Origin of the sequence: Anoxybacillus tepidamans PS2 (genome assembly GCF_000620165.1) — a bacterium.
In the GTDB taxonomy this organism is placed as follows: domain Bacteria; phylum Bacillota; class Bacilli; order Bacillales; family Anoxybacillaceae; genus Anoxybacteroides; species Anoxybacteroides tepidamans_A.
Window position 1 is genome coordinate 34,680 of the sequence record NZ_JHVN01000021.1, and the last position, 13,254, is coordinate 47,933.

The following is a 13,254-nucleotide window of genomic DNA, read 5'->3' on the forward strand; positions in this document are numbered from 1 at the left end:
GGAGGTGTGACGAATGACCAAAGGAATCTTAGGTAGAAAAATCGGTATGACGCAAGTGTTCGCGGAAAACGGTGATTTAATTCCTGTAACAGTAATTGAAGCGACTCCAAACGTCGTCCTTCAGAAGAAAACAGTAGAAAACGACGGCTATGAGGCAATTCAATTAGGTTTTGAGGACAAACGCGAAAAATTAGCGAATAAACCAGAAAAAGGTCATGCAGCAAAAGCGAATACTGCACCTAAGCGCTTCATCCGTGAAATCCGCGGAGCAAATGTTGCAGAATACGAAGTTGGTCAGGAAGTCAAAGTTGATATTTTCGCTGAAGGCGATATCGTAGATGTAACAGGAGTTTCGAAAGGTAAAGGATTCCAAGGTGCGATTAAGCGCCATGGCCAATCTCGCGGACCTATGGCTCACGGTTCACGTTATCATCGTCGCCCTGGTTCAATGGGTCCTATTGCGCCAAACCGCGTATTTAAATCAAAAGAATTGCCAGGCCGCATGGGTGGAGAACGCGTAACTGTTCAAAACTTAAAGATTGTAAAAGTAGATGCGGAACGCAACTTGCTTCTTGTTAAAGGAAATGTACCTGGTCCAAATAAAGGACTCGTTGTCATCAAAAGTGCGGTTAAAGTAAAAGTGAAATAACTTTTCTAAGAAAGGAGGAATTATCCAATGCCAAAAGTAGCATTGTACAACCAAAACGGAGCAACTGTTGGAGAAATCGAATTAAGCGATTCCGTATTTGGTATTGAGCCAAATAAACATGTTTTATTTGAAGCAGTAATTATGCAACGCGCTTCTTTGCGTCAAGGAACGCATAAAACAAAAAATCGTGCTGAAGTAAGCGGCGGTGGCCGTAAACCATGGCGTCAAAAAGGAACTGGACGCGCGCGTCAAGGTTCTATTCGTGCTCCACAATGGCGCGGTGGTGGTACTGTATTCGGACCAGTTCCACGCAGCTACAGCTACAAACTACCGAAAAAGGTTCGCCGTTTAGCGATTAAATCGGCTTTATCTTCAAAAGTTCTTGAAAATAACATTGTTGTATTAGATAACTTAGCTCTTGAAGCACCAAAAACAAAAGAAATGGTGAAAATTTTAAGCAGCCTTTCTGTTGATCGCAAAGCTTTAATCGTGACAGCAGACGTGAACGAAAACGTTATGTTGTCTGCGCGCAATATTCCAGGAGTAACAGTTGTTACTGCAAACGGAATTAACGTGCTTGATGTTCTAAACCACGATAAGCTTGTTATTACGAAAGCTGCCGTGGAAAAAGTAGAGGAGGTGCTTGCATAATGAAAGATCCTCGCGATATTATTAAGCGCCCCGTTATCACTGAAAACTCAATGAATTTGTTAGCACAAAAAAAATATACATTTGAAGTTGACGTGAAGGCGAACAAAACAGAAGTAAAAGACGCTGTTGAAGCTATTTTCGGTGTAAAGGTTGAAAAAGTGAACATTATGAACTATAAAGGAAAGTTTAAGCGCGTTGGTCGCTACAGCGGTCTTACTAACCGCCGTCGCAAAGCGATTGTTACACTAACACCGGACAGCAAAGAGATCGAACTATTTGAAGCATAAGTTTAAAAGAGAAGGAGGGAAACCGACATGGCGATTAAAAAATACAAACCAACGTCAAACGGTCGCCGTGGCATGACAGTTCTTGATTTCTCAGAAATCACAACTGACAAGCCAGAGAAATCATTGCTTGCGCCTTTAAAGAAAAAAGGTGGTCGCAACAACCAAGGTAAATTGACGGTTCGTCACCAAGGTGGCGGTCATAAACGTCAATATCGTATCATCGATTTCAAACGCGACAAAGATGGTATTCCAGGACGCGTTGCTACAATCGAGTACGATCCAAACCGTTCAGCGAATATTGCGTTGATTCATTATTTAGATGGTGAAAAACGCTATATCCTCGCTCCTAAAAACTTGGAAGTGGGCATGGAAATCATGTCTGGTCCAGATGCGGATATTAAAGTAGGTAACGCATTACCACTTGCAAATATTCCTGTTGGTACTCTAGTACACAACATTGAATTGAAGCCTGGTAAAGGTGGACAGCTTGTTCGCTCTGCTGGTACATCTGCACAAGTGCTTGGTAAAGAAGGAAAATACGTACTTGTTCGTTTAGCTTCTGGCGAAGTTCGCATGATTTTAGGAACTTGCCGCGCTACAATTGGTCAAGTAGGAAACGAGCAACATGAGCTTGTTAACATTGGTAAAGCAGGACGTGCTCGCTGGTTAGGTATTCGTCCGACAGTTCGCGGTTCTGTTATGAACCCAGTGGATCACCCACATGGTGGTGGTGAAGGTAAAGCACCAATCGGACGTAAATCTCCAATGACTCCATGGGGCAAACCAACTCTTGGATTCAAGACTCGTAAGAAGAAAAATAAATCTGATAAATTTATTGTACGTCGTCGTAAAAAATAACGGGGTTGAACTACGGTTCTTAAGAACCGTAGAACAATCACGAAGGGAGGTTCATTTATGGGTCGCAGCTTAAAAAAGGGTCCTTTCTGTGATGATCATTTAATGAAAAAAATCGAAAAATTAAATGAGACAGGACAAAAACAAGTTATTAAAACGTGGTCTCGTCGTTCAACAATTTTCCCACAATTCATTGGTCATACGATTGCAGTATATGACGGTCGCAAACATGTGCCAGTGTATATCACAGAGGATATGGTAGGACACAAACTTGGCGAATTCGCGCCAACACGCACATACAAAGGTCATGCTGCTGATGACAAGAAGACAAGACGTTAATATGAGAGGAGGCTTAATTTATGCAAGCTAAAGCTGTTGCAAGAACGGTTCGTATTGCTCCTCGTAAAGCTCGCTTAGTGATTGATTTAATTCGAGGAAAGCAAGTAGGTGAAGCAGTAGCAATTCTTCGCCACACTCCAAAAGCTGCTTCTCCAATTATCGAGAAAGTACTAAAATCTGCTGTAGCAAACGCAGAGCACAACTACGATATGGATGTTAACAACTTAGTGATTACGCAAGCATACGTTGATGAAGGTCCAACGTTGAAACGTTTCCGCCCTCGCGCGATGGGACGTGCCAGCGCGATTAACAAACGTACGAGCCACATTACAATCGTTGTTTCAGAAAAGAAGGAGGGATAATCAGTGGGTCAAAAGGTGAATCCAGTCGGTCTTCGCATCGGTATTATCCGTGATTGGGAATCAAGATGGTATGCGGAAAAAGACTATGCAGATCTTTTACATGAAGACCTTAAAGTACGTGAGTACATCACGAAACGTTTAAGTGATGCGGCAGTTTCTAAAGTAGAAATTGAGCGTGCAGCAAACCGCGTCAACATCACAATCCATACAGCAAAACCTGGTATGGTTATTGGTAAAGGCGGTACAGAAGTTGAAGCGCTTCGTAAAGCTCTTAGCCAATTAACTGGGAAACGTGTTCATATTAACATTTTAGAAATTAAAAAACCGGATCTAGATGCGAAATTAGTAGCGGAAAACATCGCGCGTCAAATTGAAAACCGCGTATCATTCCGCCGTGCACAAAAACAAGCGATTCAGCGTACAATGCGCGCTGGTGCAAAAGGAATTAAAACAATGGTATCTGGTCGTTTAGGCGGTGCCGATATCGCTCGTTCTGAACACTATAGTGAAGGAACAGTTCCACTCCACACTCTTCGCGCTGACATCGATTATGCGACAGCAGAAGCAGATACAACATATGGAAAAATCGGTGTGAAAGTATGGATTTATCGTGGAGAGGTCCTTCCTGCGAAAAAGAAAACTGAGGAAGGAGGAAATTAATCATGTTAATGCCAAAACGCGTAAAATTCCGTCGTGAACATCGCGGACGCATGAAAGGTCGTGCAAAAGGCGGCACAGAAGTGCATTTCGGTGAATACGGATTACAAGCATTAGAGTCTGCATGGATTACAAACCGTCAAATCGAGGCTGCTCGTCGTGCGATGACTCGTTATATGAGACGTGGCGGTAAAGTTTGGATCAAAATCTTCCCTTCAAAACCTTATACTGCGAAACCTCTAGAAGTGCGCATGGGTTCCGGTAAAGGTGCTCCAGAAGGTTGGGTAGCGGTTGTAAAGCCTGGAAAAGTAATGTTCGAAATTGCCGGTGTTTCTGAAGAAGTGGCACGTGAAGCATTGCGTCTTGCTTCTCATAAACTTCCGATTAAATGTAAGTTTGTAAAACGTGAAGAAATTGGTGGTGAATCTGAATGAAAACTAAAGAAATCCGTGACCTTACCACTGCCGAGATTGAACAAAAAATTAAATCTTTAAAAGAGGAATTGTTTAACCTTCGCTTCCAATTAGCGACAGGTCAATTAGAAAACACAGCTCGCATTCGTGAAGTGCGCAAATCTATTGCTCGCATGAAAACGATTGTTCGCGAAAGAGAGATCGCTGCTAATAAATAAACGCTTGAGAGGAGGTTCGCGGCATGAGTGAACGCAATCAACGCAAAGTATACGTTGGCCGTGTTGTGTCTGACAAAATGGACAAAACGATTACGGTTCTTGTAGAGACTTACAAAAAGCATCCGCTTTATGGAAAGCGTGTTAAGTACTCTAAAAAATATAAGGCTCATGACGAAAACAACGTAGCAAAAGTTGGCGACATCGTGAAAATCATGGAAACTCGCCCTCTTTCTGCAACAAAACGTTTCCGTCTTGTAGAAGTAGTAGAAAAAGCAGTTATTCTTTAATGAATTTGTTCGGATGATTGATATAATTCCGAAGGGAGGTTTCGTAAATGATTCAACAAGAAACTCGTATGAAAGTTGCTGATAACTCTGGTGCGCGTGAAGTGCTTGTTATTAAAGTATTAGGTGGCTCAGGCCGTCGCTATGCGAACATTGGTGATGTAGTAGTGGCGACAGTTAAGGACGCAACACCAGGTGGCGTTGTTAAAAAAGGTCAAGTCGTAAAAGCGGTTGTTGTCCGCACTAAACGCGGTGTACGTCGTACAGACGGCTCCTACATTCGTTTTGATGAGAACGCATGCGTCATCATTCGTGACGACAAAAGCCCACGCGGAACTCGTATTTTCGGACCGGTTGCGCGTGAATTACGCGAAAAAGACTTTATGAAAATCGTTTCTCTAGCTCCAGAAGTGATCTAACGAAATGGAAAAGCCTTTCAAGGAGGTGCGAACTACGATGCATGTAAAAAAAGGTGATAAAGTACAAGTAATCTCTGGTAAAGATAAAGGAAAACAAGGCGTTGTTCTTGCAGCATTCCCGAAAAAGAACCGAGTGCTTGTAGAAGGTGTAAACATCGTTAAAAAACACGCAAAACCATCTCAAGCGAACCCTCAAGGCGGTATTATTAGCAAAGAGGCGCCAATTCATGTTTCAAACGTTATGCCTTTAGATCCTAAAACAGGAACTCCAACTCGCGTAGGTTATAAATTAGTAGATGGTAAAAAAGTACGTTACGCGAAAAAATCTGGTGAAGTTTTAGACAAATAATCGTGATGTGAGAAAGGAGGTACTTACATGAACCGCCTAAAAGAAAAATATCTAAAAGAAGTTTCACCTGCTCTTATGAGCAAGTTTAACTATAAATCTGTAATGCAAGTTCCAAAAATCGAGAAAATCGTCATCAACATGGGTGTTGGTGATGCGGTACAAAACGCCAAAGCTTTAGATAACGCTGTTGAAGAGTTAGCCCTAATTTCTGGTCAAAAACCTGTGGTAACTCGTGCGAAAAAATCTATCGCTGGGTTCCGTCTGCGTGAAGGTATGCCTATTGGTGCAAAAGTAACATTGCGTGGAGAGCGCATGTATGAATTTTTAGATAAATTAATCTCTGTATCTCTTCCACGTGTGCGTGACTTCCGTGGCGTATCGAAAAAATCGTTTGACGGTCGCGGTAACTATACATTAGGGATTAAAGAACAGCTTATTTTCCCTGAAATCGACTATGATAAAGTGAACAAAGTGCGCGGTATGGATATCGTAATTGTTACAACAGCGAACACTGACGAAGAAGCTCGCGAGTTATTAGCATTGCTCGGTATGCCGTTCCAAAAATAATGAATCCCAATCGTAAAAAGAGGGAGGCGAAAATGTGGCTAAGAAATCGATGATCGCGAAACAAAAACGCACGCCAAAGTTTAAAGTACAAGCGTACACTCGTTGCGAGCGTTGCGGACGTCCACACTCTGTGTATCGCAAATTTAAACTTTGCCGTATTTGTTTCCGTGAATTAGCGTATAAAGGTCAAATTCCTGGTGTGAAAAAAGCAAGCTGGTAATGAACCCGTGAATTGGGAAGGAGGTAAAACATAATGGTGATGACAGATCCAATTGCAGATATGCTTACTCGCATTCGTAATGCGAACATGGTACGTCACGAGAAACTAGAAGTTCCTGCTTCTAAAATGAAAAAAGAAATCGCAGAAATTCTAAAACGCGAAGGTTTCATTCGTGATGTCGAATACATTGAAGATAACAAACAAGGTATCCTCCGTATTTTCTTGAAATACGGTCCAAATAATGAGCGCGTTATTACAGGCCTTAAACGTATCAGCAAACCTGGTTTGCGCGTTTATGCGAAAGCAAATGAAGTACCTCGTGTATTGAACGGTTTAGGTATTGCAATCCTTTCTACGTCTCAAGGAATTTTAACGGATAAGGAAGCTCGTCAAAAAGGAACTGGCGGCGAAGTGTTAGCATACATCTGGTAATTAGTCTTTTTAAGAATGGAGGTGTCAAGTATGTCACGTGTTGGTAAAAAACCAATTGAAATCCCAGCTGGTGTAACAGTAACAATCAACGGCAGCACAGTTACAGTAAAAGGACCGAAAGGCGAACTTACTCGTACTTTCCATCCTGATATGACAATTGCGTTGGAAGGCAATGTTCTAACAGTTTCTCGTCCAAGCGATGAGAAAGAACATCGTACACTTCATGGAACAACTCGCAGCTTACTTGCAAACATGGTTGAGGGAGTTTCAAAAGGATATGAGAAAGCCCTTGAATTAGTAGGGGTCGGTTACCGTGCTTCTAAACAAGGTAAAAAATTGGTGCTTAGCGTCGGTTATTCTCATCCGGTTGAAATTGAGCCAGAAGAAGGCCTTGAAATCGAAGTGCCTTCACAAACAAAAATTGTTGTTAAAGGTACGGACAAACAACGTGTTGGTGAATTAGCGGCAAATATTCGTGCGGTACGTGCGCCAGAACCATACAAAGGAAAAGGTATCCGTTACGAGGGCGAAGTTGTACGTCGCAAAGAAGGCAAAACAGGTAAGAAATAATGCTGCTTAGGTAAATGAAAGGAGTGACGGAAATGATCACTAAGCTTGATAAAAATGCAGTTCGTAAAAAAAGACACGCTCGTGTTCGTAGAAAAGTATTCGGAACTGCTGAACGTCCACGCTTAAATGTGTTCCGTTCTAACAAGCACATTTATGCGCAAATTATCGATGATGTAAAAGCAGTAACACTTGTTAGTGCTTCTACACTAGATAAAGAGTTTGGTTTGGATTCGACTGGAAATGTGGAAGCAGCTCAAAAAGTGGGCGAGCTAGTTGCAAAACGCGCATTAGAAAAAGGCATTAAGAGCGTAGTATTTGACCGCGGCGGATATTTATATCATGGTCGTGTTAAAGCACTTGCGGACGCTGCTCGTGAAGCTGGTTTAGAATTCTAATCATAAAGGAGGGACAAAGATGCGTCGCATTGATCCAAATAAACTTGAACTTGAAGAACGCGTTGTTGCCGTTAACCGCGTAGCAAAAGTAGTAAAAGGTGGACGTCGATTCCGTTTCGCTGCTCTAGTTGTTGTTGGTGACAAGAACGGTCATGTCGGATTTGGAACTGGAAAGGCTCAAGAGGTTCCAGATGCGATTCGCAAAGCAATCGAGGATGCTAAGAAAAACTTAATTACTGTACCGATTGTTGGTACAACAATCCCTCACGAAGTAGTAGGTCACTTTGGTGCAGGTGAAATTATCTTAAAGCCAGCTTCTGAAGGTACAGGAGTTATCGCTGGTGGTCCTGCGCGTGCTGTGTTGGAGTTAGCGGGTGTTAGCGACATTTTATCAAAATCAATTGGCTCTAACACACCAATCAACATGGTACGTGCAACAATTGACGGCTTAAAACAATTAAAACGTGCAGAAGATGTTGCAAAATTGCGCGGTAAAACAGTTGAGGAACTGTTAGGATAAGGAGGGAAATACAATGGCAAAAAAATTAGCGATTACCCTCACTCGCAGCGTGATCGGTCGTCCTGAAGATCAGCGCGTAACGGTTAAAACTTTAGGTTTAAGAAAATTACATCAAACAGTGGTTCATAACGACAATCCAGCGATTCGCGGAATGGTCAATAAAGTGTCACATCTTGTAAAAGTAGAAGAATTAGAACAATAATTATATAAGGAGGTGCCTCGCGATGAAACTTCATGAATTACAACCAGCACCAGGATCCCGCAAAGAGCGCAATCGTGTGGGTCGTGGTATCGGTTCAGGTAACGGTAAAACGTCTGGTAGAGGTCATAAAGGACAAAACGCTCGTTCAGGTGGCGGTGTAAGAATCGGTTTTGAGGGCGGTCAAACTCCTTTATTCCGTCGTCTTCCAAAACGTGGTTTCACAAACATCAATCGCAAAGAATATGCGATCGTGAATCTTGAGGCGTTGAACCGTTTTGAGGACGGTACAGAGGTAACACCTGAACTTTTACTAGAAACAGGTGTCATCAGTAAATTAAAAGCTGGTGTAAAAATTTTAGGCAACGGTCAAATCGAGAAAAAATTGACTGTAAAAGCACATAAATTCTCCTCTGCTGCGAAAGAAGCGATTGAAGCTGCTGGCGGTAAAACTGAGGTGATTTAATGTTTCGAACAATCTCCAATTTTATGCGCGTGGGTGACATAAGAAAAAAAATTCTGTTTACCCTCCTTATGCTCATTGTGTTTCGTATTGGAACCTTTATTCCGGTTCCTAATGTGAACGCAGATGTGTTGAAAGTGCAAGACCAGTTAAATGTGTTCGGCGTTCTCAATACATTTGGAGGAGGGGCTTTAAAAAACTTCTCCATTTTCGCTATGGGGGTTATGCCTTACATTACAGCATCCATCATCGTGCAGTTGCTACAGATGGATGTTGTTCCTAAATTTACGGAGTGGTCCAAACAAGGAGAAGTTGGACGGCGTAAATTAGCTCAGTTTACCCGCTACTTTACCATTGTGCTCGGTTTAATCGAGGCATTTGGAATGTCATATGGCTTTAATAATATGACAGGTGGAGTGTTAATTAAAAACCCAGGCATACCGACATATTTGCTCATCGCTGTTGTATTGACTGCGGGAACGGCATTTTTAATGTGGCTAGGGGAGCAAATTACGGCAAAAGGTGTAGGAAACGGAATTTCGATTATTATCTTTGCCGGTATTGTTTCAGGGATCCCATCCACCCTTAACCAAATTTATGCCCAGCAATTTGAGGACGCTGGTGATCAGCTATTTTTAAGAATTGTAACGGTTCTTCTTATCTTTTTAGCTGTGATTGCGGTAATTGTTGGAGTTATCTATATCCAACAGGCGTTTAGAAAAATTCCGATTCAATATGCGAAACGATTAGAGGGACGCAGTCCGGTAGGCGGTCACTCTACTCATTTGCCTTTAAAGGTAAACCCAGCGGGAGTGATCCCGGTTATCTTTGCGGTGTCGTTTATTGTTGCACCACCGACAATTGCATCGTTTTTTGGTTCGAATGATGTAACATTATGGATTAAGAAAACGTTTGATTATACACAACCAGTTGGTATGATTATATACGTGGCACTGATTGTCGCCTTTACGTATTTCTATGCCTTTGTTCAAGTGAATCCAGAACAAATGGCGGATAATCTGAAAAAACAAGGCGGCTACATTCCGGGTATTCGTCCAGGAAGAAACACGCAAGAATACGTTACAAAAATTCTTTATCGGTTAACATTTGTCGGTTCAATATTCTTAGCAGTAATCGCTATTCTTCCTGTGTTCTTTGTTAAGTTTGCTAATGTGCCGCAGTCGGCCCGAATTGGTGGAACAAGCTTGCTGATCGTCGTCGGTGTTGCGCTTGAAACAATGAAGCAGCTTGAAAGCCAATTAGTGAAACGGCATTACAAAGGTTTTATCAAGTAAGAGGTTCGGGGAAGCCAATTCCCTCTACCTCATTTGGAACTGAGGGGGAACTATCATGAACTTAGTTTTAATGGGGTTGCCGGGTGCCGGAAAAGGTACTCAAGCGGAAAAAATTGTAGATAAGTATGGGATTCCTCATATTTCGACTGGAGATATGTTCCGGGCTGCTATCAAGGAAGGTACACCATTGGGATTACAGGCTAAGGCATATATAGACCGCGGCGATCTTGTACCAGATGAAGTCACCATTGGCATCGTTCGTGAACGCTTAAGCAAAGACGATTGCCAAAAAGGATTTTTGCTTGATGGGTTCCCACGAACAGTGGCTCAAGCAGAAGCATTAGAAAACATGCTTGCTGAGCTTGGCCGTTCTATCGACTATGTAATTAACATTCAAGTCGATAAGGAAATTTTAATGGAACGTTTAACCGGAAGACGTATTTGTAAAGATTGTGGTGCCACATATCATCTTGTGTTTAATCCGCCTGCTCGTCCAGGTGTTTGTGATAAATGTGGCGGTGAGCTTTACCAGCGTGCAGATGACAATGAAGAGACGGTTGGCAACCGTTTGGAAGTCAATATGAAGCAAACACAGCCGTTGCTTGATTTTTATAGCGCGAAAGGGTACTTACGCAACGTTGATGGACAGCAACCAATTGAAGTAGTATTTGCTGATATTTGCGAATTGCTTGGGGGCCTACAGTAATGATTATTTGTAAAACCCCTCGCGAAATTGAGATTATGCGTGAAGCTGGGCGAATTGTTGCCCTTACTCATTTAGAGCTTCAGAAACATGTAAAACCGGGAATTACAACGAAAGAACTTGATCATATTGCTGAAACGGTGATTCGCCAGCATGGTGCGATCCCTTCTTTTAAAGGGTACAACGGGTTTCCGGGCAGCATTTGCGCTTCTGTCAATGAACAACTTGTTCATGGTATTCCGGGTGACCGTATCTTAAAAGAAGGCGATATTATTAGTATTGATATTGGAGCTCAGTATAATGGCTACCATGCGGATTCAGCTTGGACGTATCCGGTCGGTAATATTGCTGAGGAAACGAAAAAGCTTCTTGAAGTAACGGAGCAATCTTTATATAAAGGATTGCAAGAAGCGAAGCCAGGAGCTCGGTTATCGAATATTTCCCATGCAATTCAAACGTATGTAGAATCATATAACTTTTCAATTGTCCGCGAGTATGTCGGGCATGGAATTGGTCAAAACTTACATGAAGACCCGCAAATACCACATTATGGTCCGCCAAATAAAGGGCCAAGGTTAAAACCAGGAATGGTTTTATGTATTGAGCCAATGGTGAATGCGGGAAGCCGTTATGTAAGAACACTTGAGGATGATTGGACAGTTGTAACAGTCGACGGAAAAATGTGCGCTCATTTTGAGCATACAATCGCCATTACAGAGACCGGCTATGAAATTTTAACTACCCTCTAATCGAAGGTGATGAAATCATTGCATGCAGGCTCACTATGCCAAATCGGACAAATCGTGTTGATTACACATGGTCGAGAAGCAGGGCAATATGCTGTCATTATTGGAATCGTTGATGAGCGATTTGTTCTGCTTGCTGATGGAAGTAGGCGGAAATTTAACTTTCCAAAACTGAAAAATGTCCAGCATTTAAAGTTGCTAGACTATATTTCTTTGGAAGTGCAAAACAGCATTATTGAAACTGGTCGTGTGACAAACGGCAAATTGCGTTATGCGTTAACGAAATTTGCTAAAGAATATGTTACTGATTCGAAGAAGGGAGAGCCGATCCATGGCGAAGGACGATGTAATTGAAGTGGAAGGAACAGTTGTTGAAACATTGCCGAACGCGATGTTTAAAGTAGAGTTGGAAAATGGTCATACGGTTTTAGCACATGTTTCCGGTAAAATCCGCATGCACTTCATTCGTATTTTACCTGGAGATAAAGTTACGGTAGAATTATCTCCGTACGACTTAACTCGCGGCAGAATTACGTATCGTTATAAATAATGAGTACTCCGCATGAATAAGGAGGTAAAGATCATGAAAGTAAGACCATCAGTGAAGCCGATTTGCGAAAAATGCAAAGTTATTCGCAGACGAGGAAAAGTTATGGTTATTTGTGAAAACCCAAAACATAAACAAAAACAAGGGTAATTTTTAAGGAGGTGTACAAATCATGGCACGTATTGCAGGTGTAGATATTCCTCGTGAAAAGCGTGTAGTAATTTCTTTAACATACATTTATGGTATCGGTAAGCCAACTGCGCAAAAAATTCTTGCTGAAGCAGGTGTTTCTGAAGACACTCGCGTTCGTGACTTAACAGAGGAAGAGTTAGGAAAAATTCGTGAAATCGTTGACCGCTTGAAAGTAGAAGGCGATCTTCGTCGTGAAGTATCTTTAAATATCAAACGTCTTATGGAAATTGGCTGCTATCGTGGTCTTCGTCACCGTCGTGGCTTACCAGTGCGTGGTCAAAATACGAAAAACAACGCTCGCACACGTAAAGGTCCGCGCCGTACAGTAGCGAACAAGAAAAAATAATTAAGCAAAGGAGGTACATGAACGAATGGCACGTAAAACAAATACACGCAAACGTCGCGTGAAAAAGAATATTGAATCAGGTATTGCTCATATTCGTTCTACATTTAACAATACAATCGTGACAATTACTGATGTTCATGGCAATGCAATCTCTTGGTCAAGTGCTGGTGCATTAGGTTTCAAAGGTTCTCGTAAATCTACTCCATTTGCGGCGCAAATGGCTGCAGAAGCAGCTGCTAAAGCTTCAATGGAGCATGGCATGAAAACTGTTGAAGTAAACGTAAAAGGTCCTGGCGCTGGTCGTGAGGCTGCTATCCGTGCACTTCAAGCTGCAGGATTAGAAATCACAGCAATTAAAGACGTTACTCCTGTTCCACATAATGGATGCCGTCCGCCAAAACGTCGCCGTGTTTAATTTCTCTGTATAGATTTTGTATCCTTGTCAATAATGGGATATGATGCAGTTTTTTAACAGAGGAATTTTACTCAGCTACTGCGCACATTCGGGAACTGATTCATGGGGGAATTTCGATTAGGCGTGTATCGTTTGGTCGGGGTTTCGACGTTTTGAAGGAG

At 42.1% G+C, this 13,254-nt stretch carries 28 protein-coding genes; all 28 read left to right on the forward strand.

The features are described 5' to 3' along the window. Positions 1 to 13: 13 nt before the first annotated feature. From rplC to rpsK, 28 genes are read left to right on the forward strand one after another with little or no spacing between them, the layout of a single operon-like run. Positions 14 to 649, forward strand: a complete 636-nt coding sequence (rplC, locus tag N667_RS0114445; RefSeq protein WP_027410235.1) for a 50S ribosomal protein L3 — start codon at positions 14 to 16, stop codon at positions 647 to 649. Between the two features lie 27 nt (positions 650 to 676). Then, the gene (gene rplD, locus N667_RS0114450; RefSeq protein WP_027410236.1) at positions 677 to 1,300 is read left to right on the forward strand and encodes a 50S ribosomal protein L4; all 624 of its coding nucleotides are present in this window, start codon (positions 677 to 679) and stop codon (positions 1,298 to 1,300) included. Further along, positions 1,300 to 1,587, forward strand: coding sequence for a 50S ribosomal protein L23 (gene rplW / locus N667_RS0114455; RefSeq protein ID WP_027410237.1), 288 nt, complete (start codon positions 1,300 to 1,302; stop codon positions 1,585 to 1,587). The genes rplD and rplW overlap by 1 nt, the downstream gene beginning before the upstream one ends. Before the next feature lie 27 nt (positions 1,588 to 1,614). Beyond that, positions 1,615 to 2,445 carry a 50S ribosomal protein L2 gene (gene rplB, locus N667_RS0114460; protein WP_027410238.1) on the forward strand — a complete coding sequence of 277 codons (831 nt, stop codon included), beginning with the start codon at positions 1,615 to 1,617 and terminating at the stop codon, positions 2,443 to 2,445. Positions 2,446 to 2,502: 57 nt separating this feature from the next. After that, positions 2,503 to 2,781: a 30S ribosomal protein S19 gene (gene rpsS, locus N667_RS0114465; protein WP_003397663.1), complete on the forward strand. Its 279-nt coding sequence runs from the start codon at positions 2,503 to 2,505 to the stop codon at positions 2,779 to 2,781. 20 nt (positions 2,782 to 2,801) lie between these two features. Continuing rightward, positions 2,802 to 3,143, forward strand: a complete 342-nt coding sequence (gene rplV / locus N667_RS0114470) for a 50S ribosomal protein L22 (protein WP_027410239.1) — start codon at positions 2,802 to 2,804, stop codon at positions 3,141 to 3,143. Between the two features lie 3 nt (positions 3,144 to 3,146). Next, the gene (gene rpsC / locus N667_RS0114475) at positions 3,147 to 3,803 is read left to right on the forward strand and encodes a 30S ribosomal protein S3 (RefSeq protein WP_027410240.1); all 657 of its coding nucleotides are present in this window, start codon (positions 3,147 to 3,149) and stop codon (positions 3,801 to 3,803) included. A gap of 2 nt (positions 3,804 to 3,805) precedes the next feature. Continuing rightward, positions 3,806 to 4,234 carry a 50S ribosomal protein L16 gene (rplP, locus tag N667_RS0114480; protein ID WP_027410241.1) on the forward strand — a complete coding sequence of 143 codons (429 nt, stop codon included), beginning with the start codon at positions 3,806 to 3,808 and terminating at the stop codon, positions 4,232 to 4,234. Continuing rightward, a complete protein-coding gene (rpmC, locus tag N667_RS0114485; RefSeq protein WP_027410242.1) occupies positions 4,231 to 4,431 on the forward strand; it encodes a 50S ribosomal protein L29 in 201 nt (66 codons plus the stop codon). Before rplP ends, rpmC begins: the two co-directional genes overlap by 4 nt. Positions 4,432 to 4,454: 23 nt before the next feature. Then, positions 4,455 to 4,718, forward strand: a complete 264-nt coding sequence (gene rpsQ, locus N667_RS0114490) for a 30S ribosomal protein S17 (protein ID WP_027410243.1) — start codon at positions 4,455 to 4,457, stop codon at positions 4,716 to 4,718. A gap of 47 nt (positions 4,719 to 4,765) precedes the next feature. Next, entirely contained in the window at positions 4,766 to 5,134 is a 369-nt protein-coding gene (gene rplN / locus N667_RS0114495) for a 50S ribosomal protein L14 (protein WP_027410244.1), read from the forward strand. Between the two features lie 37 nt (positions 5,135 to 5,171). After that, positions 5,172 to 5,483, forward strand: a complete 312-nt coding sequence (gene rplX, locus N667_RS0114500) for a 50S ribosomal protein L24 (protein ID WP_027410245.1) — start codon at positions 5,172 to 5,174, stop codon at positions 5,481 to 5,483. 27 nt (positions 5,484 to 5,510) lie between these two features. Then, on the forward strand, positions 5,511 to 6,050 hold the full coding sequence (gene rplE, locus N667_RS0114505; RefSeq protein ID WP_027410246.1) for a 50S ribosomal protein L5: 540 nt from the start codon (positions 5,511 to 5,513) through the stop codon (positions 6,048 to 6,050). Between the two features lie 34 nt (positions 6,051 to 6,084). After that, complete coding sequence (rpsN, locus tag N667_RS0114510; RefSeq protein WP_003397678.1) at positions 6,085 to 6,270, forward strand: 30S ribosomal protein S14; 186 nt, start codon at positions 6,085 to 6,087, stop codon at positions 6,268 to 6,270. 33 nt (positions 6,271 to 6,303) lie between these two features. Further along, positions 6,304 to 6,702 (forward strand): 30S ribosomal protein S8, encoded by a 399-nt coding sequence (gene rpsH / locus N667_RS0114515; RefSeq protein ID WP_027410247.1) that lies wholly within the window; start codon positions 6,304 to 6,306, stop codon positions 6,700 to 6,702. A 30-nt stretch (positions 6,703 to 6,732) separates the two neighbouring features. Continuing rightward, positions 6,733 to 7,272, forward strand: coding sequence for a 50S ribosomal protein L6 (rplF, locus tag N667_RS0114520; protein ID WP_027410248.1), 540 nt, complete (start codon positions 6,733 to 6,735; stop codon positions 7,270 to 7,272). Between the two features lie 32 nt (positions 7,273 to 7,304). Beyond that, positions 7,305 to 7,667 carry a 50S ribosomal protein L18 gene (rplR, locus tag N667_RS0114525; protein ID WP_027410249.1) on the forward strand — a complete coding sequence of 121 codons (363 nt, stop codon included), beginning with the start codon at positions 7,305 to 7,307 and terminating at the stop codon, positions 7,665 to 7,667. Positions 7,668 to 7,686: 19 nt separating this feature from the next. Then, positions 7,687 to 8,187, forward strand: coding sequence for a 30S ribosomal protein S5 (gene rpsE, locus N667_RS0114530; RefSeq protein ID WP_027410250.1), 501 nt, complete (start codon positions 7,687 to 7,689; stop codon positions 8,185 to 8,187). 13 nt (positions 8,188 to 8,200) lie between these two features. Then, a complete protein-coding gene (rpmD, locus tag N667_RS0114535; protein WP_027410251.1) occupies positions 8,201 to 8,389 on the forward strand; it encodes a 50S ribosomal protein L30 in 189 nt (62 codons plus the stop codon). A gap of 22 nt (positions 8,390 to 8,411) precedes the next feature. Next, the gene (rplO, locus tag N667_RS0114540) at positions 8,412 to 8,852 is read left to right on the forward strand and encodes a 50S ribosomal protein L15 (protein ID WP_027410252.1); all 441 of its coding nucleotides are present in this window, start codon (positions 8,412 to 8,414) and stop codon (positions 8,850 to 8,852) included. Next, the gene (secY, locus tag N667_RS0114545) at positions 8,852 to 10,144 is read left to right on the forward strand and encodes a preprotein translocase subunit SecY (protein WP_027410253.1); all 1,293 of its coding nucleotides are present in this window, start codon (positions 8,852 to 8,854) and stop codon (positions 10,142 to 10,144) included. The genes rplO and secY overlap by 1 nt, the downstream gene beginning before the upstream one ends. Before the next feature lie 55 nt (positions 10,145 to 10,199). Next, entirely contained in the window at positions 10,200 to 10,850 is a 651-nt protein-coding gene (locus N667_RS0114550; RefSeq protein WP_027410254.1) for an adenylate kinase, read from the forward strand. Then, positions 10,850 to 11,596 (forward strand): type I methionyl aminopeptidase, encoded by a 747-nt coding sequence (gene map / locus N667_RS0114555; protein WP_027410255.1) that lies wholly within the window; start codon positions 10,850 to 10,852, stop codon positions 11,594 to 11,596. Before N667_RS0114550 ends, map begins: the two co-directional genes overlap by 1 nt. 18 nt (positions 11,597 to 11,614) lie before the next feature. Then, on the forward strand, positions 11,615 to 11,947 hold the full coding sequence (locus N667_RS0114560) for a KOW domain-containing RNA-binding protein (RefSeq protein ID WP_232223982.1): 333 nt from the start codon (positions 11,615 to 11,617) through the stop codon (positions 11,945 to 11,947). Beyond that, a complete protein-coding gene (infA, locus tag N667_RS0114565; RefSeq protein WP_003178377.1) occupies positions 11,925 to 12,143 on the forward strand; it encodes a translation initiation factor IF-1 in 219 nt (72 codons plus the stop codon). Before N667_RS0114560 ends, infA begins: the two co-directional genes overlap by 23 nt. Before the next feature lie 33 nt (positions 12,144 to 12,176). Next, positions 12,177 to 12,290 carry a 50S ribosomal protein L36 gene (gene rpmJ, locus N667_RS0114570; RefSeq protein WP_000868344.1) on the forward strand — a complete coding sequence of 38 codons (114 nt, stop codon included), beginning with the start codon at positions 12,177 to 12,179 and terminating at the stop codon, positions 12,288 to 12,290. A 22-nt stretch (positions 12,291 to 12,312) separates the two neighbouring features. Continuing rightward, the gene (gene rpsM / locus N667_RS0114575; protein WP_027410257.1) at positions 12,313 to 12,678 is read left to right on the forward strand and encodes a 30S ribosomal protein S13; all 366 of its coding nucleotides are present in this window, start codon (positions 12,313 to 12,315) and stop codon (positions 12,676 to 12,678) included. 25 nt (positions 12,679 to 12,703) lie between these two features. Beyond that, positions 12,704 to 13,093 carry a 30S ribosomal protein S11 gene (rpsK, locus tag N667_RS0114580; RefSeq protein ID WP_003397692.1) on the forward strand — a complete coding sequence of 130 codons (390 nt, stop codon included), beginning with the start codon at positions 12,704 to 12,706 and terminating at the stop codon, positions 13,091 to 13,093. The last annotated feature ends 161 nt before the right edge of the window (positions 13,094 to 13,254 follow it).